Annotated in this window: 1 protein-coding gene; it reads left to right on the top strand. The window is 77.0% G+C overall.

Annotated features, from left to right (window positions below; genetic code table 11):
- Positions 1–447: hypothetical protein (locus HNV26_RS37495; protein WP_216613097.1), on the top strand; the 447-nt coding region annotated here is incomplete at both ends.

Below are 447 nucleotides of genomic sequence, written 5' to 3'. Positions count from 1 at the left end.
CTCCAGGTGCAGGCCAGTGCACGCCAGTTGCGCATCGACACGGCGGCGCAGTCCGCCCAGGGCCAGTTCCAGGCCACCCTGCCGGGCGCAACGGCACAGGTCGACGGCCGCATCGCGCCGCGCGCGGGTACCGGCACGCTCGACGTGCGCGTGGCCGATGCGCAGCGCATGCAGCAATGGATCGAATCCCTCCCCGGCCTGCGCACCGCCCTGGGCGGCGCGGCGCTGCAGGGCGAGGCGCGCCTCGATGCGCGCTGGAACGGCGGCTGGCAGTCCCTGCTGGGGCAGTTGCAGACGGCCGGTCTCATCGCCAAACCCCAGGGCGCCCCCGCCACGGCCGCCGGCCCGTTCGAGCTGCAGGCCCGCCTTGCCGCACCGCGCTGGGAAGTCGCGCTGCCGCCGCGGCCGGGCACGGGCGCGGGCCCCTCCACCGTGCGGCTCACGGCC

This window comes from Myxococcus xanthus (assembly GCF_013116825.1).
Classification (GTDB): Bacteria; Myxococcota; Myxococcia; order Myxococcales; family Myxococcaceae; genus Myxococcus; species Myxococcus xanthus_B.
This window is presented reverse-complemented; position numbering and strand designations above follow the sequence as displayed.